Source organism: Niabella sp., assembly GCF_030150205.1.
GTDB lineage: Bacteria > Bacteroidota > Bacteroidia > Chitinophagales > Chitinophagaceae > Niabella.
The window spans coordinates 27,832-44,837 of sequence record NZ_JASLGT010000012.1; the positions used below are offsets into that span (position 1 = coordinate 27,832).

At 46.4% G+C, this 17,006-nt stretch carries 17 protein-coding genes; 7 read left to right on the forward strand and 10 right to left on the reverse strand.

What is annotated here, in order from left to right:
- Positions 1-438: 438 nt before the first annotated feature.
- Both Q1V85_RS11845 and Q1V85_RS11850 read left to right on the forward strand, forming a co-directional pair.
- A complete protein-coding gene (locus tag Q1V85_RS11845) occupies positions 439-1,128 on the forward strand; it encodes a MerR family transcriptional regulator (RefSeq protein WP_300600156.1) in 690 nt (229 codons plus the stop codon).
- Positions 1,129-1,252: 124 nt separating this feature from the next.
- Positions 1,253-1,774 (forward strand): thioredoxin family protein, encoded by a 522-nt coding sequence (locus tag Q1V85_RS11850; RefSeq protein ID WP_300600158.1) that lies wholly within the window; start codon positions 1,253-1,255, stop codon positions 1,772-1,774.
- 109 nt (positions 1,775-1,883) lie between these two features.
- Here the strand turns inward: Q1V85_RS11850 and Q1V85_RS11855 are convergent, their stop codons facing one another.
- The 3 genes from Q1V85_RS11855 to Q1V85_RS11865 all read right to left on the reverse strand — a co-directional run bounded on the left by Q1V85_RS11855 (position 1,884) and on the right by Q1V85_RS11865 (position 4,725).
- A complete protein-coding gene (locus Q1V85_RS11855; protein ID WP_300600159.1) occupies positions 1,884-3,005 on the reverse strand; it encodes a mechanosensitive ion channel domain-containing protein in 1,122 nt (373 codons plus the stop codon).
- A 137-nt stretch (positions 3,006-3,142) separates the two neighbouring features.
- Entirely contained in the window at positions 3,143-3,952 is an 810-nt protein-coding gene (locus Q1V85_RS11860; protein WP_300600161.1) for a hypothetical protein, read from the reverse strand.
- The gene (locus Q1V85_RS11865; RefSeq protein WP_300600163.1) at positions 3,949-4,725 is read right to left on the reverse strand and encodes a UDP-2,3-diacylglucosamine diphosphatase; all 777 of its coding nucleotides are present in this window, start codon (positions 4,723-4,725) and stop codon (positions 3,949-3,951) included. The genes Q1V85_RS11860 and Q1V85_RS11865 overlap by 4 nt, the downstream gene beginning before the upstream one ends.
- Before the next feature lie 408 nt (positions 4,726-5,133).
- Here Q1V85_RS11865 and Q1V85_RS11870 point away from each other — a divergent pair, with 408 nt between their 5' ends.
- Positions 5,134-6,666, forward strand: coding sequence for an arylsulfatase (locus Q1V85_RS11870; RefSeq protein ID WP_300600165.1), 1,533 nt, complete (start codon positions 5,134-5,136; stop codon positions 6,664-6,666).
- Positions 6,667-6,765: 99 nt separating this feature from the next.
- Here Q1V85_RS11870 and Q1V85_RS11875 read toward each other — a convergent pair whose 3' ends face one another.
- From Q1V85_RS11875 to rsfS, 4 genes are all read right to left on the reverse strand, one after another.
- Complete coding sequence (locus Q1V85_RS11875) at positions 6,766-7,182, reverse strand: gamma-glutamylcyclotransferase family protein (protein ID WP_300600166.1); 417 nt, start codon at positions 7,180-7,182, stop codon at positions 6,766-6,768.
- A gap of 12 nt (positions 7,183-7,194) precedes the next feature.
- Positions 7,195-7,836, reverse strand: coding sequence for an LUD domain-containing protein (locus Q1V85_RS11880; RefSeq protein WP_300600169.1), 642 nt, complete (start codon positions 7,834-7,836; stop codon positions 7,195-7,197).
- A 234-nt stretch (positions 7,837-8,070) separates the two neighbouring features.
- Entirely contained in the window at positions 8,071-10,137 is a 2,067-nt protein-coding gene (ftsH, locus tag Q1V85_RS11885) for an ATP-dependent zinc metalloprotease FtsH (protein ID WP_300600171.1), read from the reverse strand.
- 71 nt (positions 10,138-10,208) lie between these two features.
- On the reverse strand, positions 10,209-10,616 hold the full coding sequence (rsfS, locus tag Q1V85_RS11890) for a ribosome silencing factor (protein ID WP_300600174.1): 408 nt from the start codon (positions 10,614-10,616) through the stop codon (positions 10,209-10,211).
- A 92-nt stretch (positions 10,617-10,708) separates the two neighbouring features.
- Here rsfS and Q1V85_RS11895 point away from each other — a divergent pair, with 92 nt between their 5' ends.
- Positions 10,709-11,482, forward strand: coding sequence for a biotin--[acetyl-CoA-carboxylase] ligase (locus Q1V85_RS11895; RefSeq protein WP_300600176.1), 774 nt, complete (start codon positions 10,709-10,711; stop codon positions 11,480-11,482).
- A gap of 31 nt (positions 11,483-11,513) precedes the next feature.
- On the opposite strand, the gene Q1V85_RS11900 is transcribed toward Q1V85_RS11895, so the two are convergent.
- Complete coding sequence (locus tag Q1V85_RS11900) at positions 11,514-11,855, reverse strand: DUF4157 domain-containing protein (RefSeq protein WP_300600179.1); 342 nt, start codon at positions 11,853-11,855, stop codon at positions 11,514-11,516.
- 58 nt (positions 11,856-11,913) lie between these two features.
- Between Q1V85_RS11900 and Q1V85_RS11905 the strand changes: the two genes are divergently transcribed.
- A complete protein-coding gene (locus tag Q1V85_RS11905; RefSeq protein WP_300600182.1) occupies positions 11,914-12,516 on the forward strand; it encodes a Uma2 family endonuclease in 603 nt (200 codons plus the stop codon).
- A 26-nt stretch (positions 12,517-12,542) separates the two neighbouring features.
- Here the strand turns inward: Q1V85_RS11905 and bcp are convergent, their stop codons facing one another.
- Together bcp and Q1V85_RS11915 are read right to left on the reverse strand one after the other, a co-directional pair.
- The gene (bcp, locus tag Q1V85_RS11910; protein ID WP_300600184.1) at positions 12,543-13,010 is read right to left on the reverse strand and encodes a thioredoxin-dependent thiol peroxidase; all 468 of its coding nucleotides are present in this window, start codon (positions 13,008-13,010) and stop codon (positions 12,543-12,545) included.
- A 24-nt stretch (positions 13,011-13,034) separates the two neighbouring features.
- Positions 13,035-14,909 (reverse strand): peptidoglycan DD-metalloendopeptidase family protein, encoded by a 1,875-nt coding sequence (locus Q1V85_RS11915; RefSeq protein WP_300600187.1) that lies wholly within the window; start codon positions 14,907-14,909, stop codon positions 13,035-13,037.
- A 118-nt stretch (positions 14,910-15,027) separates the two neighbouring features.
- Here Q1V85_RS11915 and Q1V85_RS11920 point away from each other — a divergent pair, with 118 nt between their 5' ends.
- Together Q1V85_RS11920 and Q1V85_RS11925 are read left to right on the forward strand one after the other, a co-directional pair.
- Complete coding sequence (locus Q1V85_RS11920; protein WP_300600188.1) at positions 15,028-15,996, forward strand: c-type cytochrome; 969 nt, start codon at positions 15,028-15,030, stop codon at positions 15,994-15,996.
- A gap of 308 nt (positions 15,997-16,304) precedes the next feature.
- Positions 16,305-16,973, forward strand: coding sequence for a DUF4476 domain-containing protein (locus tag Q1V85_RS11925; RefSeq protein ID WP_300600191.1), 669 nt, complete (start codon positions 16,305-16,307; stop codon positions 16,971-16,973).
- Positions 16,974-17,006 lie beyond the last annotated feature (33 nt).

Genomic DNA, 17,006 nt, shown 5'->3' on the forward strand with positions numbered 1-17,006 from the left:
GCCAGAAACACCATCCGTAAAAATACGGTAATCGAAATCGGGAAAATCCCCCTGAAATTGGGTATTTATCACATTGGTACGGACCGGTTGCCGCTGCATCTTTGCAGTGCAGCACCACATTAAAACAAGGGTTCCTGCATCAACAGGAAACAAACATCATAAACAATGCAATCCATTTTTAAAGTATTCAGAAAACGCAAACCATCAAAATACATGTCCTGACTTATCGGAAATTCAGTCAACAGCTAAACTCTAGAAACCCCAATGGGTCATCCCGCCAATGCAGGATGGCCCTTTTTTTGATAGGAATAAGAAGGCATAAAATACTTTGGAGATCCCTGTTTAAAGGTTAAATTGCGGCAACCTGTATTTTTTGAGATGCCTTAACATTTCATTGTTTACTTTTATTTTTTGTTTATTACCAGATTTGTACCACTCATGACAAAACCAGCACAACCCCAGGGCGCTTTTTCATTTCTGGATGAAGTGGAAAAAGTGGAACCACTACCCAAGCCTAAAAAGAATATACTGAGGCCCCCCGCAACGATTGAGCTGGAGGTATCGGAAGAGGAGGCGCAGCCCGTTCCGGAGGAAGTTCTGGAGACGGCGGTTGCGGAGGAACAGGAGTTCTCTGAAGATGCGGTTATAACACCGGAAGCGGTGGCAGATAGCGAGGAAGACCTGGAAGAGGATGAGGCTGATGAAAAAGCTGCCGATCTGCCGGAGCGCCGTCCGCCGGGTACCCGGGGCCGGAGGTCTGTGCGGGAAAACAGCATTGCGGCGGATGCAGTAGAAATGCCGGATGAAGAAGTGCTGTTTAAAAAACACTATTATAGTATGGGTGAAGTGACAGCCATGTTTAAAGAAAGCCATTCACTGATCCGGTACTGGGAGTCGGAGTTTGATATTTTGAAACCTAAAAAGAATGGCAAAGGCGATCGCTTTTTCCGGCCGCAGGATGTTAAAAATCTTTTCCTGATTTACGACCTGCTGCGCCGGAGAAAATTTACGATTGAGGGTGCCAAGGAATATTTGAAGAATCATAAAAAGGCGGATGAGAAATTTGCAGCAGTACAGTCGCTGCAGCGGATCAGGGGATTTCTCCTGGAGCTCAAAGCCGGGATCTAATAATAAAGGGGTTCGTAAAAGCACGAACCTTTTTCATTTTTGGAACAGAACGGACTGTTTTTTTGTGATGGTACAACGTTATTACGGGAACTAAACGTCCCTGTTAGTGAAACCGGTAAGTTTTATGAAAAGAATCTTTTTTGCGGGCATTTTATTGTGTGCTTCAATGCTGAGCCGGGCCCAGCAATATGAGGTGGCCATGGAGGATCATAATGGCAGGCAGGAGAAAATATACAAGGGACATATTACAGATAGCCTGCTAAAGGCCGACACCACCCTTAAGTGGTTTGCAGAAGGAGAAAGGATTTATGAGCCCCGGCCGGAAGTGGTGAAAACTGTGAAAAAAAACAGGGAGCAGATCTGGTTTAAGGTTTTTATGGGTACCTGGTGTCCGGATTCACACTATGTGATCCCCCGTTTTTACAAGATACTGGAGGCCGCTGGTTTTGATAAAGGAAAAGTGTCGTTGCTGGCGGTTGACCGCAGCAAGCTGGATAAGGGAGCGATTACGAAAAACCTGAATGTGACCCGGGTGCCTACCATTATTGTTTATCATCACGATACAGAGTTGGGCCGTGTAATAGAATACGGAGAAACCGGCAGGTTTGATGTGGAGCTGGCCGATATTATAAAGAAGGCCAAATAAGCTACGGTTTTTCATATTCGCTGCAGCAATGCCGCTGAAACACAGATTTCTTAACCAAATACATCCTGATTGCCAACCCGGCACTCACCAAGCGGAAAAATCATCGCATTCATTGCTTCTGTGCCTCTGTGGCTACATTGGTGGCTTCATCCCGGATGATCTTGATATCGCTTACACTCTGAGCCGTGGCAATGTTCAGCTGTTCAAGCAGGGAAAGCACTTTCAGCGTATTGCGTTCCCGTATCATACTAAACTCCCGCGCATTGGCCCCCGTAAAATATTCGCAATTGATCAGGATGGCATTGGCGGTAATGCTTGTTACAAATGCAGAAGATGAAAGCACGCCTTCGCCGCTCAGAATTTCGCGAATGCCGCTGAGCAGTTGTTCAATGGCCCCAGCGCTGGTGGAAGCCGAAACCTCCAGCTTTAGTTCGGCCCTGCGTTGCACCCGGTTCGATTGGTTGTCGAGGACGCTGTCTACCATTTGTTTATTCGGTACGGTAATAAACGACTTGTCATCCGAACGGATACGCGTGCTTCTTAAACCAATTTTTTCAACAACTCCCGAAACGGAATTGAGTTTTACTGAATCGCCGGTGGCAAAGGGTTTATCAAAAAAGATGATAAAGGAAGCAATCAGGTTTTCCAGGCTTTCCTTTAATGCCAGGGCAACAGCTGCGCCCACAATGCTCAGGCCGGTAAGCAGGCCTTTAATATTATAGTTGAAGGTGTATTTAAGGATGAAAAGTAACCCAACAAGGGCAACCAGTACTTTGATCAGGTCCTTAAAAAAGAAAACCAGCTGGTGGGTTCCCTGGCCTGTTTGCTCCTTCATGTAAATTCCCTGCACCATCAGCATTATAAAATCGATCATTTTTATAATAAACTGAAAGAAGGTAAAAATGATGAAGAAGGTGCCGGTCATCCGCAACAGTTCCCGGAAGGTGATCTTATAAAGACTAAACTCCAGTTCTGAAGGAAGGTTTAATTTGTCCAGCGCTGTAACCGTGATAAGCACAGCAAAGAAAAGTCCCAGGGGCTTTGCTGCCAGTGCACGAAAAGTAGGAAAATCGATGTTCTTCCAGCGGATCTTTAGTATCTTAAAAATGCCGAGGGCCAGGTAGTGTGCGATGTATTTTTTAAACAACAGCACTACAAGGATCGTAGTGCCAACTGCAATATAGGATCGTATCGAATTATTGAAGTAAACCTGGTTTAAGAATTCGTTCATGACGGCAAAAATAAAAATTAATGCGCAGATTAAGACCCACTGGTCGTTGATTGAGATTGTATGGGAATATATAGAAAGCCTCCGGTCGCAGCGGAAAAAACGGATGCATTGGCCACTATCAGAAAAAGGAACGTATGCTATAAGCGGCAGGAATAAACAGAAAGTCCTTCTGCATCCAGTACATAAAGCAAGCCATCTTCAAAAATATATTGCCGTTTATTTTGGATGACACCGGGAATGGTCCATTCTTCAAATTTGAGGGAGTTAAGCGTATAACGGTAAAACCGCCCGGCATCATTGCCGTAAATGTATTTATCGGTGATGTGAAGATTCTGCCAGCGGGTGATGGCGATCTTGCCTTTATACGCACCATAATAATCGAAAGTGTAAATGCCGCGGGCAGAATCATAAAGATAAATCAGCTTATTGCGGTCGATGATCTGCTGGGGGGCAGGTGCTTCGTTAAAAATCTGCCGGAAATCTGGTGTTTTGGATAGAATGGTGCCATTTTCATCCACTTTTTTTAATACATTCTCCATATTGTCATATAACCAGATCTTGCCATCATAGGAAAGTCCTACGGCTTCTGCATTGAAGATCTGCTGACGGCGGAGATCGATGTTGTTGACAGGCGACAATAACCGGTCTAGCATAACAACCGTTGCAAAGTTCTTATAATATAAAAGTACCCGCAAGGGGTTCGATACGTCAAGCAGGGATGCGGCACCCAGCTTTTTTATATTGTTATATACTGCAACAGAGTCTCCCTTTTCGTTTAGCTTTTTTAATTGATTATTGCTTCCCAGGAGATATATATTCTCCAGGTTGTCTACCGCCATGGATGCGTAATTACCCGGGAATGTTCGGAGCTTTTCAAGAGAAAGCTGGCCGTTTACCGTTACCCACAGCAATAAAACAATTGGCAATAGAACGAAGCGGCATTTCATCTGCGGATTATTTTTTCTTGTTTGTCCAGGTAAGAAATCAGTTGTACATCGTTTCCATCAAAGACGGCATATGTAAAAAAGCGGATCCAATCGCCCAGGTTAATATAGCGGCTGGCTGGTGTAAGACGAAAATCGATCGGCAGATGGCGATGTCCGAAGATGAAAAAATCGTAGTGCTTTTTTTGCAACTGTTCCCTGCAATAGGTGATCAGCCATTCCCGGTCTGCCCCCAGGAAGGTTTCCTCCGTGCTGCCGGTCTTGGCCCGGCTTCTGCGGCTCATGAAGTTAGCCGTTCCAATCCCGACCATGGGCGGCAATACACCAAATAACCATTGGCAAACGGGGTTGCGGAAAATTTTCTTCAGCCGTTTATAGCCATGATCCCCCGGGCCCAGGCCATCTCCGTGGCCGATAAGAAACTGTTTGCCGTTCCATTCAAATGCCTTGGGCTCAAAATAAACGGGCATATTTAATTCCCGCTGAAAATAATCCTTCATCCACATATCATGATTGCCCACAAAAAAATGAAGCCGGATGCCCTGGTCAGACAGTTCGGCGAGCTTGCCCAGGATGCGCACATAACCCTTGGGCACCACATGGCGGTACTCATACCAGAAATCAAACATGTCGCCTACAATAAAGATCTCAGCGGCTTTGTCTTTGATCTCATCAAGGAACCGGACCAATAGTTTTTCCCGTTCCAGGCTGTCTTCATAGGTAGGAACCCCCAGGTGAAAATCGGAAAGAAAATAGATATGTTTACCTGCTTGCAAGAGATGTATAAATTTACGCAAAGGTAATTGTTAAAGCGGAAAGAACCGGTTATCCCGGCTACCGTCCGGTGTGAGCAAATAGAGGTACGCCGGCCGGTTATCGTTTGTTTACAGTTTTTTGGACGGCGATTTTTTGTACACAAATCTGGGTGCCGCGTTTTTGTGTACAACTTTTTTGTGTACAGGATTTTTGTAAACAAATTTCTTGTACACAAGGCACTTTTTGCTGCTTTGGCAGGCTGCCTTTCGGGCATTTACAGGTTCTGGCGATAGGAAGTTCAATGGGGAAATGACCTTCTGGTTAAAATAACTGAATGATCGGTAAAAAAGAAAGAGGATAACCTGTCTGGAACGCCTACTTTTATATACGCAATGTATGCCATTCTCTTAACAATATAATCAGGATCCATGAAAGCTTTTATCCGGTTACTGAGGAGCGCAGTGGTGCCCGTTTTGTTGCTGGCGCAGCCCGGGGCGGTTCAGGCTCAAAAACGACAACAGGCCGCCGCTGCTCCGAATATCATTTACATCCTCACCGATGATTTAGGCATTGGAGATGTAAAGTTGTACAACAAAAATGGGAAGATCCAGACCCCTAATATCGACAGGATCGGGCAGGAAGGCATGCGTTTTGACGACGTGCACGCTTCCTCGGCGGTATGTACTCCTTCCCGTTACAGTATTATAACCGGAAGGTATGCCTGGCGTAGCCGACTGGCCAAGGGAGTGATTGATGGTTATGGTAAACCGCTGATCGATTCCTCCCGGTTGACAGTGGCCCGCTTTTTACAGCAAAATGGTTATGCTACAGCCTGTATTGGCAAATGGCACCTGGGGTTGGGATGGAAGATAACCAAACCGGGTAAGATACCGGAGGTCGATTACAGCAGCCGTATTACGGGTGGTCCCAACGCATTGGGCTTTGATTATTTTTATGGCATTGCCGCTTCGCTGGATATGCCACCGTTTGTTTTTATTGAGAACGACCGCACCGTGGGTCTTCCCAATACAACCAAAAAATGGGTGCGGGAAGGGCCTGCCGCTGCTGATTTTGAAGCGGTAGATTGTTTGCCGGCACTTACCTCAAAGGCCGTATCCTATATACATAACCGATCCAAGGAACCGCGCCCGTTCTTTTTGTATTTTACCTTGCCATCACCGCATACCCCCATTGTTCCGTCGGATGCATTTAAAGGGAAAAGCGGTGTAACGGAATACGGCGATTATGTAATGGAAACCGATTGGGCTGTTGGTGAGCTATTGAAAGCGGTTGATGAAGGAAAAATTGCAGAAAATACCCTGATCATGTTTGCCAGTGATAACGGTTTTGCCCCCTATGTATTAAACACCTGGAATGTAGAAGCACAGGGGCATTACCCCAGTCTTGAGTACCGGGGGTATAAAGCAGATATTTGGGAAGGTGGGCATCGCATCCCATTCCTGGTGAAGTGGCCCCGTATGGTACGTGCCGGCACTTCCTGTAATTATACCGTTTGCCTGAGCGATTTTATGGCAACGGTTGCCGGCATACTCCGCAAACCGTTGCCGGATGCAGCGGCCGGGGACAGTTATAATATATTACCTTATTTAACAGGGCTGTCTTCGCGTGAGATCCGGGAAGCGACAGTGCATCATTCCATCGACGGAAACTTTGCGATCCGTCAGGGAAAATGGAAGCTGGAGTTATGCCCCGGTTCCGGGGGATGGGCAGCACCGAAAAATGCCGAAGCGTTTAAACGGGGGCTACCGGTTGTGCAATTGTATGACCTGGATACTGACATCCGGGAACAGCACAATGTCCAGGCCGCATATCCCGAGGTGGTAAAGCGGTTAACAGCGCTGTTGCAGCAATATGTGGATAATGGAAGAAGCACACCGGGCAGGCGCCAAAAAAATGATGCCCCGGTGGATCTTTGGAAAAAAGGATATGCCGCTGAATGACCCGGTGCCGCTATTTAAAATAACCTGTTATTATTTGCTCAATCCCGAAGGGATGTAGCGATTCACAGAACGATGTATGGCTCCATCTTTTCCGGAATATTATTTCCTGGAGTTCAGGTATTCGAGTACATCGCCCGATGCAATAACCGGTTTGTCATTGATTGCATGATTAAACCAGTATACCCAGGCTTCAAAAGACGCATCGTTATGAAGGACCTGCGAAAGTTCCCGTTTATAGTCGGCGGTTTCACCGGCCTCAGGATGCAATCCCTCGTACCCATCCAGCTGTGCGATGGCATACGATAGCTGATGGGTATGGCGGATTTTGTATAATTCTCCGATGATCTTTCGCCCGCTGCTGTCCGGAAGGGCCGCAGGGTATGCTCCCAGGTCGTATAAAGTACCGGATGCCGTGGCCGGTCCAACCAATTCAAAATAACGGGCAATATATTCATAGGCCGGGCTTTTGAACCCGCTTAACAGGGAGCCGTACACAAACAGGTAATTGCTTTGCATATAATGGGGTTGCTATTCGGAGATGTCGTCAATTAAAAAAACAAATACTTCTTTCGGGCCATGTACACCTACCACCAGGGTCTTTTCAATATCCGCCGTACGGCTGGGGCCGGTGGCAAAGGTCATCAGGGAGGGTAGGGCATCGTTGTACCGTTCTTTCAATCCTTCCAGCGCATCTTTTACATCAAAAACCAGCTGACTGGTGTACGCGATACAAATATGAACCGGTGCATAAACGCTGGTTCTCCGGCCACTGAGCTGAGCCGCGCTCATTACAATGCTTCCTGTACGGGCAACCAGGTACTCGCAGCTGGTGATGGCTACATCACAGGCTTCAAGGTCTGCCGGGTTGCTGCTGATCTCAAGCTGCTGACCCATCAGCACAGACAGTTCCGGTTCCTGGCAATAGATCTTTTGCCAGCCGGTTTTTGACAACAGGGCATGAAACTGGCTGATCAGTTCTTTCCGGCTCAAACAAAAGGCAAATTGCCCCTGGAGTGCCGTAAAACGTTCTGCAAATTCAATTTCCAGTTCCTGGTGAAGCGGCTGGAAAACCAGCGATTGTCCCTCACTTTTGGGAAAAGGGATGGGTGTTGGCTGGCTCAGTGCTTCCCGGATCTTCTTTAGTACGGTATCTTTTGAGGATCTGATCACTGTGCGAATTTAGTCAATTAGCCGATGTACCTGACAGATTCTACATACAATATTTTAGAATCCGGGCCGGTGTATTTATAACTACCGGCGTCTGTATTGTTCTTCTTTCAGGAAGATGTTTTTGATGCCGGCAAACGTATAAAATACGTTTTGTTAAAGCGTGCAATACATTAAAAGAAAAAAGCGTTGTTTCAACATGTGTGAAACAACGCTTTGCAATAAGTATGATAACGATTAATTCGCTGTCGGACTTGTGGGAGGCACACCACCGGGAACCGGTTCAATCGGAACTACCGGGGGTTCATCCGCCAGCAATTTCTTTTCCTCAAAGGGCCGTTTGCCAATCAGGACTTCCACATCTGCCTGGAACAATACTTCTTTTTCCAGCAGCGCTTTTGCAATGATCTCTACCTGCTCTTTCTTTTCTGTTAAAAGAGCTACCGTTTTGTCATAACATTCGGCAATGATGGCCCGTACTTCCTCATCGATCAGTTTGGACGTTTCTTCACTGTACGGTTTTGTAAAAGAGGTATCCTGATGCGGGTTATAGAAACTCACATTCCCTACTTTTTTGCTCATGCCGTACACAGTTACCATCGAGTATGCGATTTGTGTTACATTCTCCAGATCGCTTCCGGCACCGGTAGATATTTTTCCAAAAAAGATCTGCTCACTTACGCGGCCGCCCAGAGCCATGCACATACGATGTATCAGGTCTTCGGTCCGGTAAAGGTATTGCTCCTTCGGAGTGTACTGTGCATATCCCAAAGCCGCTGTTCCTCTTGGAACAATGGTTACTTTCAGCAGCGGATACGCATGCTCCAGGAACCATCCGGCTACAGCATGTCCTGCTTCATGGTACGCAATTACTTCCTTCTCGTGCGGGGCAATGATTTTGTTTTTCTTTTCAAGACCTCCAATTACCCGGTCAATGGCATCCTGGAAGTCGGCCATATCCACCCCGCTTTTGTTTTTACGGGCTGCGATCAATGCAGCTTCATTACAAACGTTGGCAATATCTGCCCCCGCAAAACCGGGCGTTTGTTCTGCCAGTTTATGAATATCCAGCGATTCGGAGGTTTTGATCTCTTTTAAATGTACCTTAAAGATCGCTTCACGGCCGGCCAGGTCGGGTTGGTCGATGGTGATCTGACGGTCGAAACGGCCCGGCCGAAGTAATGCAGAATCCAATACATCCGGGCGGTTGGTAGCGGCCAGTACAATGATACCGGTATCCGTACCAAACCCATCCATTTCCACCAGCATCTGGTTCAGTGTGCTTTCCCGCTCATCATTACTCATCATGGCATTTTTACCACGTGCACGGCCAATGGCGTCAATTTCATCAATAAAAATGATACAGGGGGCTTTTTCACGGGCCTGTTTAAACAGGTCGCGTACCCGGCTGGCACCTACGCCAACAAACATTTCCACAAAATCGGAGCCGCTCAGGCTGAAAAAAGGTACCTGTGCTTCGCCGGCCATCGCCTTTGCCAAAAGGGTTTTACCGGTTCCGGGAGGACCCACCAGCAGGGCGCCTTTGGGTATTTTACCACCAAGACTCGTGTATTTTTTTGGATTTCTTAAAAAATCAACAATTTCCATCACCTCCACTTTCGCCTCATCCAGCCCTGCCACATCTGCAAAAGTGATGTTTACCCGGGTGCCTTTATCAAAAAGAGTGGCCTTGGATTTACCGATATTAAAAATACCGCCAGGTCCGGCACCGCCACCGGCGCCACCACCCATTTTGCGCATCATTAAGATCCATACGCCAATCAATAAAAGGAACGGAAGAATAAAACTGATCGAACGGCCGATAAAATCGCTGTCATTCGTTACTGTTTTTGGAGGCTGCACCACCTGGGGATGATCTTTGTAGAAGTCTTTCATCTGATCGACAAACTTATCCCCGCTGGTAATTTCAAAAAACATGTTGGGATCGTTGTTGGCCGGTATCAGGGTATTGCCACCTTTTCCTTTATCGGTTTCCTGGTATTTGGAAAGACTGTCTTTTTTTATCCAGACTCTTACAACACTCCGGTTGTTTACAATCGCATATTTGTCTACATCGCCTTTTTGAACCATGGCCTGGAATACATCAATATTGATCTCTTTGCTCGAAGAACCAAATGGATTCAGGAATTGCAAGGCCAGCATAATGGCCAGGATGATAATAAATGCCCAATAGCTGCCAAATCTCACCTTTTTGGGTTCATTACCGCCACCGTTACCCGAAGGCTTGGGTGAAAACGGGTTATTCCGCTGTTTTTCTTGTCTGTTATAATTGTTTTGAGACATGTTCTGTAATTATGATACTATAAGGCAAATTTTATTGAAATGTTTAAAGAGGTATTATTATTTTTCCTCAATCAAGACTCATTGTGCTCTTTTGCATTGCTGTCACTCCACATTTCTTCCAGGTTGTAGAATTTGCGTTGTTCCGGCAGCATGATATGAACGACAACATTCACATAGTCCATTAAAACCCATTGCAGTTTTTGTCCTCCTTCCCGCTGGTAAACATTTTCTCCGGTTGCCTCTTTAACCCGGTATTCAATGTTATCGGCGATCGATTTGATCTGGGGGCCGCTGGTAGCCTCGCATATGATAAAAAAATCAGATACGGCTTCTGTTATCTGCCTCAGATCCAATGAAACAATACGTTCCCCCTTTTTTTCCTGGATGGCAGAAATGATCGTCTTGAAAATTTTAGAATTTCTTGTAAGCCTGGCTGTACCTGAAATTTTACGTTTTGTTAGCGATGCTAATGGTTCCAAATAGAAGAATTTATATTTTTTTAACGGGAATCGACCCCTTTACAGGAACTGAATCCTTAAACTTATTTTACTTTGTTCAAAAATAGCAAATATTGACGCAAAAAAAGGCAGATGCTTCCCAATTTCCTGTTGTCATTGAATTGCCGCAGGTAGACAGTACCAATAACTATGCCCTTAGCCGGATACGTGAAGGTTTGGCATACCATGGCATGGGGATTTTTGCGCACGAGCAACTGGCCGGTAAGGGGCAACGAGGTAAAAAATGGGTGACCGCATCGGGGCAAAACATCCACCTGAGCCTTATTATAGCGCCTAAAAGCCTGGAACTGGACCATTTATTTGCATTGAGTGCGATGATTGCGGTGGAAACCCGGGCATTTTTGGCGGATCTGGCACCCGGCAACTGGTTTATTAAATGGCCGAATGATATTTATTTTCAAGACAGAAAGGCAGTTGGAATGCTGATTGAAAACATCATTACCGGACAGAAATGGAAATGGGCGGTGGCTGGTATCGGGATCAATATCAACCAGGATCATTTTCCGGAGGAACTGAAGCAGGCCGTTTCCCTTAAACAGGTAACCGGGAAAAGCTTTGACTGCCTGACGCTGGCAAACGAATTGGCGGAGCGTATTTTTAAGCGGTTTAAAGCGCTGGATGCCGGTTTTGAAGCCAGTTTCGCCACCGTGCTGGAGCAATATAACCGTTTTTTATACAAGCGAAACGAACAGGTAACATTCCGGGATGAGCAGGGCGGCATATTTTCCGCAGTGGTGAAAGCCGTAAGCGCGGAGGGCCAGCTGTTGCTGGAAGGCGCTCCCAAGCCCATGTATGATTTTGGCGAGTTAGGCTGGCAGATAGTGTAAGGAAATATGGCCGCGTTTCCGGTAGTAATCATCACACCTGCGCATTGCCATTCTTCTTCAATTCAAACCGGGCCAGGATAGCGGCATCCTTTTCAGCAGCCCGGGCTTCTTTTTCAAGCGGGCAGTTATAATACCCATATTTTATGGACTGAACCAGGTATTTGAATAAAAATCTGAGTACTCCGTATCGTTGGTATTGTTCAATGTGTTTCAGCTCGTGCCGCACCCAACGTTCATCCGCCAGGAATGCAGCCTGGCTAACCCCATACAAATGAATGGTGTGGCCAAGGACCATGGCCACATTTTTTGATTTTAATTTTCCGGCGGCCAGCCGGGCAAGGAATGAATTTTCTTTAATGCGAAAAAAATGCATGATCGGTGACTCAAAAATACGACAGAAAACCCGCTGTAAAAAGTTGTAACTTGCAAATATGGAAGATCATATTTTGAATGAGCCTGCACCCGCTTACCAGAAAGCATATTACACCATTCCGGAATACCTGGAAATGGAGAACGCTTCCCCGGAAAAACATGAGTACTACCGCGGCGGAATTTTTGCCATGGCCGGCGCCGGAAGAAAGCACAATGTTATTTTCTCAAACATGATGGGGCAATTGTACTTGCAGCTTCGGGGGAAACCGTGTACGCCCTTTGGAAGTGATATGCGGATTCATATCCCGGAAAATACACTATTCACTTACCCCGATATTTCCATTATCTGCGGAGATATTGTTTCTTCCCCCGAAGATGCCGAAACCGCTGTTGCTCCTACTGTGCTGATCGAGATCCTTTCGCGTTCTACAAGAGATTATGACCGGGGCAGCAAATTCAAACTATACCGCGATATCCCGGCATTGAAAGAGTATATCCTGGTCGATTCAGAAAGCATCAGCATCGAAGTGTTCCGGCTCAATAACTCCGGGCATTGGGAGCTGGAAGAGTATAAAACTTCCGGCGATACCCTGATCATTAAAGCAGTTGATGCCCGCATTGCAATTCCTGATATTTACGAAGGAACCAAATTAACATCGTAAACCGCCGGTGAGCCGGTTGGTGCGTTTTATTTTTTCAGCTTGCTGATAATTTCTTCCGCATGACTGGCGCTTTTGGGCTTGAGGAAGATTTTCTGGATGATCCCTTTTTCATCGATCACAAAAGTAGTGCGGTGTAAGCCCATATACTTATTGCCGAACATTTGTTTTTCGCCCCATACTCCATATTTTTCAATAATGACATGCCGCGGGTCGGCCAGCAGCGGAAAGGGAAGCGAAAATTTCTTTTCGAATTTCTTGTGCTTTGCCTCATCATCGGGACTAATGCCAATGATTTGTAAACCTTCTTTTTTCAAAAGGGCGTAATTGTCGCGCAGGTTGCAGGCCTGTATAGTGCAGGTAGGTGTGTCATCCTCAGGATAAAAATACAGGACTACTTTTTGCCCTTTAAAATCTTTCAGCGAAATCTTTTTACCATCCTGATCGGTACCGGTAAATGCGGGGGCTTTGTCACCCTCTTTTAAATGCGTTGCCATATAAATTTAAACAGTTTTTGCTCCTTATTTTTTCTTCTTGCTGGGGGTCTTTTTTACGGTCTTCCCAGAAGACGTCTTTCCTCCTGTTTTTGACCGGGAGGGATTGGTCTTTTTTGAAACGGTATGTTTGCCGGAAGCCGTTTTTTTTGTGGTGGTTTTCGACCGTTCGCGTACCGGTTCATCCGCAACAGTACCGGCTCCTCTTCTAAACTTCCAGCTGCGTTCGGTTTTGTTGCCTGCTATATCTGTAACAGTTACGGTAAGGGTATGTTCTCCCGGAGGTACTTTTTCATCAAAATAATAGAGATACGTTTTGCCCTTATCATTGGTAAACCGTATCCAGCGGCCATCTATCTCCGCACGGAAACCGGCAATACCGGAATTGTCGGTAGGGGTAAAGGCGATCCGGGAACTGCGGCTGAGATCAACAATTTCACCACTGCCCAATGCATTGATGGAGGGGGGCGTATTGTCTACAAAAGCTTCAAAGGTCCCGAAATCACGAAATAATGCACTCACCCATTCCCCGTTCCAGCTGGCTTTTTTTACCGTATTGCTGCTGCCGGTTCTTTTGATCACAATGCGATCGCGGTTCTCTTGCGTAACCGGTTTTTCCGGTTTAATGCGTACTTCAAAATCGCTGTGCACCGGAATATCATTTTCGCCCAGTTTATGCCTTGCAGAAATGCTGCTGCCGCCTCCAGAGGGAAACCGTGCGTAACCGGCGTTCATTTTATCATACAAAACAAACATCGGCAGGTAGGCCTCAAAGTCAGGTTTAAAAATGCGGTTCAACCGGTTGGGTAACCATTCATAGGACTTAACAGCAGGAGGTGCAGTTCCGTTGTTTTTTAGTTTAAATGAAAGGGTTGCCGTATTGCCGCGGGTATCGCTTACCAGCAGTTGTATATCATGGTCACTGGTGTCTTTCAACCGGATCGTATTGTTATTCCAGCCCAGATCATAATAAACGCCTCCGCGGTCGCCCGGGAGTTTGGATACATGCTGCACCCAGGGTCCGCCACTGGCCTTCATCTTATAATCAACCTGGCAATTCATATACCGGGTGTTGTTATAGCCGATGCTGTCGATATAAAAGCTGGAGATCTCCTGCTCGTCAAAAAAAAGCCGGGCACTGTAAATGCCATCGCGGTTGCCGGCACTGTTCCAGGTATCGTAGGCCTGAATGGCAAAGCTCAGGTTGTTGAGCGCGGTTTGAATAGTGCCTCCCGAAACGGTGTAATTGGTTCCTGCCCGGTGCAGCGAAAACCCGGCTGGGTACTGGTCGTAGCTGCTGTTGCTCCGGTCGTACATCACCAGCTTCACCAGGGTTGGGGGGTAAATATCATTAAACGGCGTGCCAAACAGATCCGGGTTCAAACGCCTTCCGGATTTGGTATCGATCACCTCCCAATGTACATGAGGCCCCTGGGAACCACCGGTAGTACCGCTATAGGAAATAAAATCTCCTTTTTTTACCGGGAATTTTCCCGGCGGAATATCCAGGTGGGTTTCCCAGGATTCCTGCTGGTACTGATGGTTGGTTACATATGCTTCCAGATCGGGCCGGAAATCATTCAGATGACCATACAGTGTAGAGAGTCCGTTGGGGTGATTGATGATGATCCAGCGACCCCAGCTTAAGGGTTCAATACCTACAAACGCAATATAGCCATCTGCCGCTGCTACCACCTGCTGGTTTACTTTTTGATTGGTGCGCACATCCAGCCCCATATGCCAGTGATTGGGACGCAATTCACCCATATTGGCAACAATATCGGGCGTCAGCAGGGTGGGCCAGCGGAAATAATTTTGCGGGTAAACCGGTTTTTTATAAAGTTGAGCATGCGAAAAACAACCGGCTAACAAGAACAGGGATAAGAAAAAATGCTTTGCCATCCATTCAAAAATAGGGAAACAGGCAGAATTGGTGTACCCTATATCCCAAATTTTAGCGATAAAGGCCCTTTCCCGGAGGAAAGGGATTACATTTATAGGTACGTAAATCCACTGCTTTATGAAACGTTTCCTGAAATTTTTGATCCTTGCTGTTATCATACTGATTGTAGCTGCATTGGGATATCTTAAAGTTTTATTGCCTGCGGTAGGAAAAGCTCCGGATGTGCAGGCGAAGTCATTACCGGACCGGGTCGAAAGAGGCCGCTACCTGGCCAATCATGTGGCCGTTTGTATGGATTGTCATTCAACAAGAGACTGGACGCGGTTTTCGGGTCCGGTGGTAGAAGGGTCAACCGGTATAGGCGGTGAATATTTCGGTCCTGAAATGGGCTTTCCAGGTACCTTTTATTCTAAAAATATTACACCGTATCATCTTTCCGGTTGGACCGATGGTGAGATTTACCGGACCATTACAACCGGTGTGAACCGGGAGGGGGAAGCATTGTTCCCGGTGATGCCCTATTTGAATTATGGGAAAATGGATCCGGAGGATGTGTTAAGCATCATTGCCTACCTGCGCACCCTGACATCCATAAAAAGTGATCCGCCGGCCCGGAAGATCGACTTCCCGCTGAACTTTATCATCAATACCATCCCGAAAAAGGCGGTGCCGATGCCGCGGCCTGATACGTCCGATGTGGTGAAGCGGGGTGAATACCTGGTGACGATTGCCGCCTGCGTGGAATGTCATACACCTATTGAGAAAGGACAGATCATACTGGAAAAAGCATTCAATGGAGGACGGGAATTTGTGATGCCGGCCGGTGTTTTGCACACACCTAATATTACACCCGATGTTAAAACCGGCATTGGCGCCTGGACAGATAGTATGTTCGTTAGCCGGTTTAAATCATACAATCTGCCCGGAGCGCTGCACCCTGTAGGAAAAAAGGAGTTCAACACGATCATGCCCTGGAGTATGTATGCGGGTATGACGGAGCGTGATCTGAAAGCCATTTTTGCGTACCTCAAAACAATAAAGCCGGCAGATCATCGCGTGGTTATATTTACAGAAGCAAAAAAATAGCAGCAAACAACCCTTTTATTGATCGGCTACTGATCAGTGGCTATCACATCGGCAAGCCTTTATCGCCGCTGATCTGCTGATGCTGCTTTGCAGGACACCAAAGTGTGCTGCAACCATTTTTCACGGGTTGTCCATATTAAGGGGGCAATCCATTTTTGAAGCTTTTCCATGTTTAAATCCTAAAATCTGCGCATCTGCGGCATTATTATTGACTTAGCTACAACCAGAACCTCCTATTTGTAACATTCTTAACAACCGGAAGCGAACGCTTTTATAAAAAGATGCTTCTATCCGTAAAGCGAAATGTTATGAAAAAGTTGTACCACTTCCTGTTGCTCTGCCTTCCCTGTTTTGCAGGGGCTCAATCGACGATCCAGGTAAAAAACGACCGGAATCATACCTTCCAGGTCATTTTGGAAAATACAAACTGTTACTTTGAAGAAAGCGGATCGAATATTTCCATTGCCAACCTGCCTGCCGGTATATATTATCTGAAGATATGGGATCCGTTTTTCCCCGAAGCTTCTATGCGCGAAACCACGGTGGATCTGAAATCCGGTCAAAAGGCAATCATCCGGGTACGAGAACAAATGCAGCTGGATAAAACCACGGAAACATTAAAGACAAAACCGGGAGGCACTGTTGTACCACCGGTATCGTACCCGGAACAACCGGCTTATCCGCGGCTTCCGAAAATGAAAGACGCAGATGCCAATGCCCTGGCGGCGGCTATCGGTAGTAAGGTATTTGACAACGATAAAGAAGCGATTCTCAGGGCGGGTACCAAATACAATTCCTTTACCACGGCCCAGGTGCGGCAGTGGATCTCCAGTTTTAGTTTTGGAAGCAATAAACTGAAAATGGCAAAACTGGTTTTTCCCCAGGTGTTGGATAAACAGAACTACCATCAGTTAAGGGATTCCTTTACTTTTTTGGGTGAACAAACGGAGTTTATGAAATTTTTAAATCAGCAATAAATCAATAATAAGGATTATTTTCATGGACTTTAT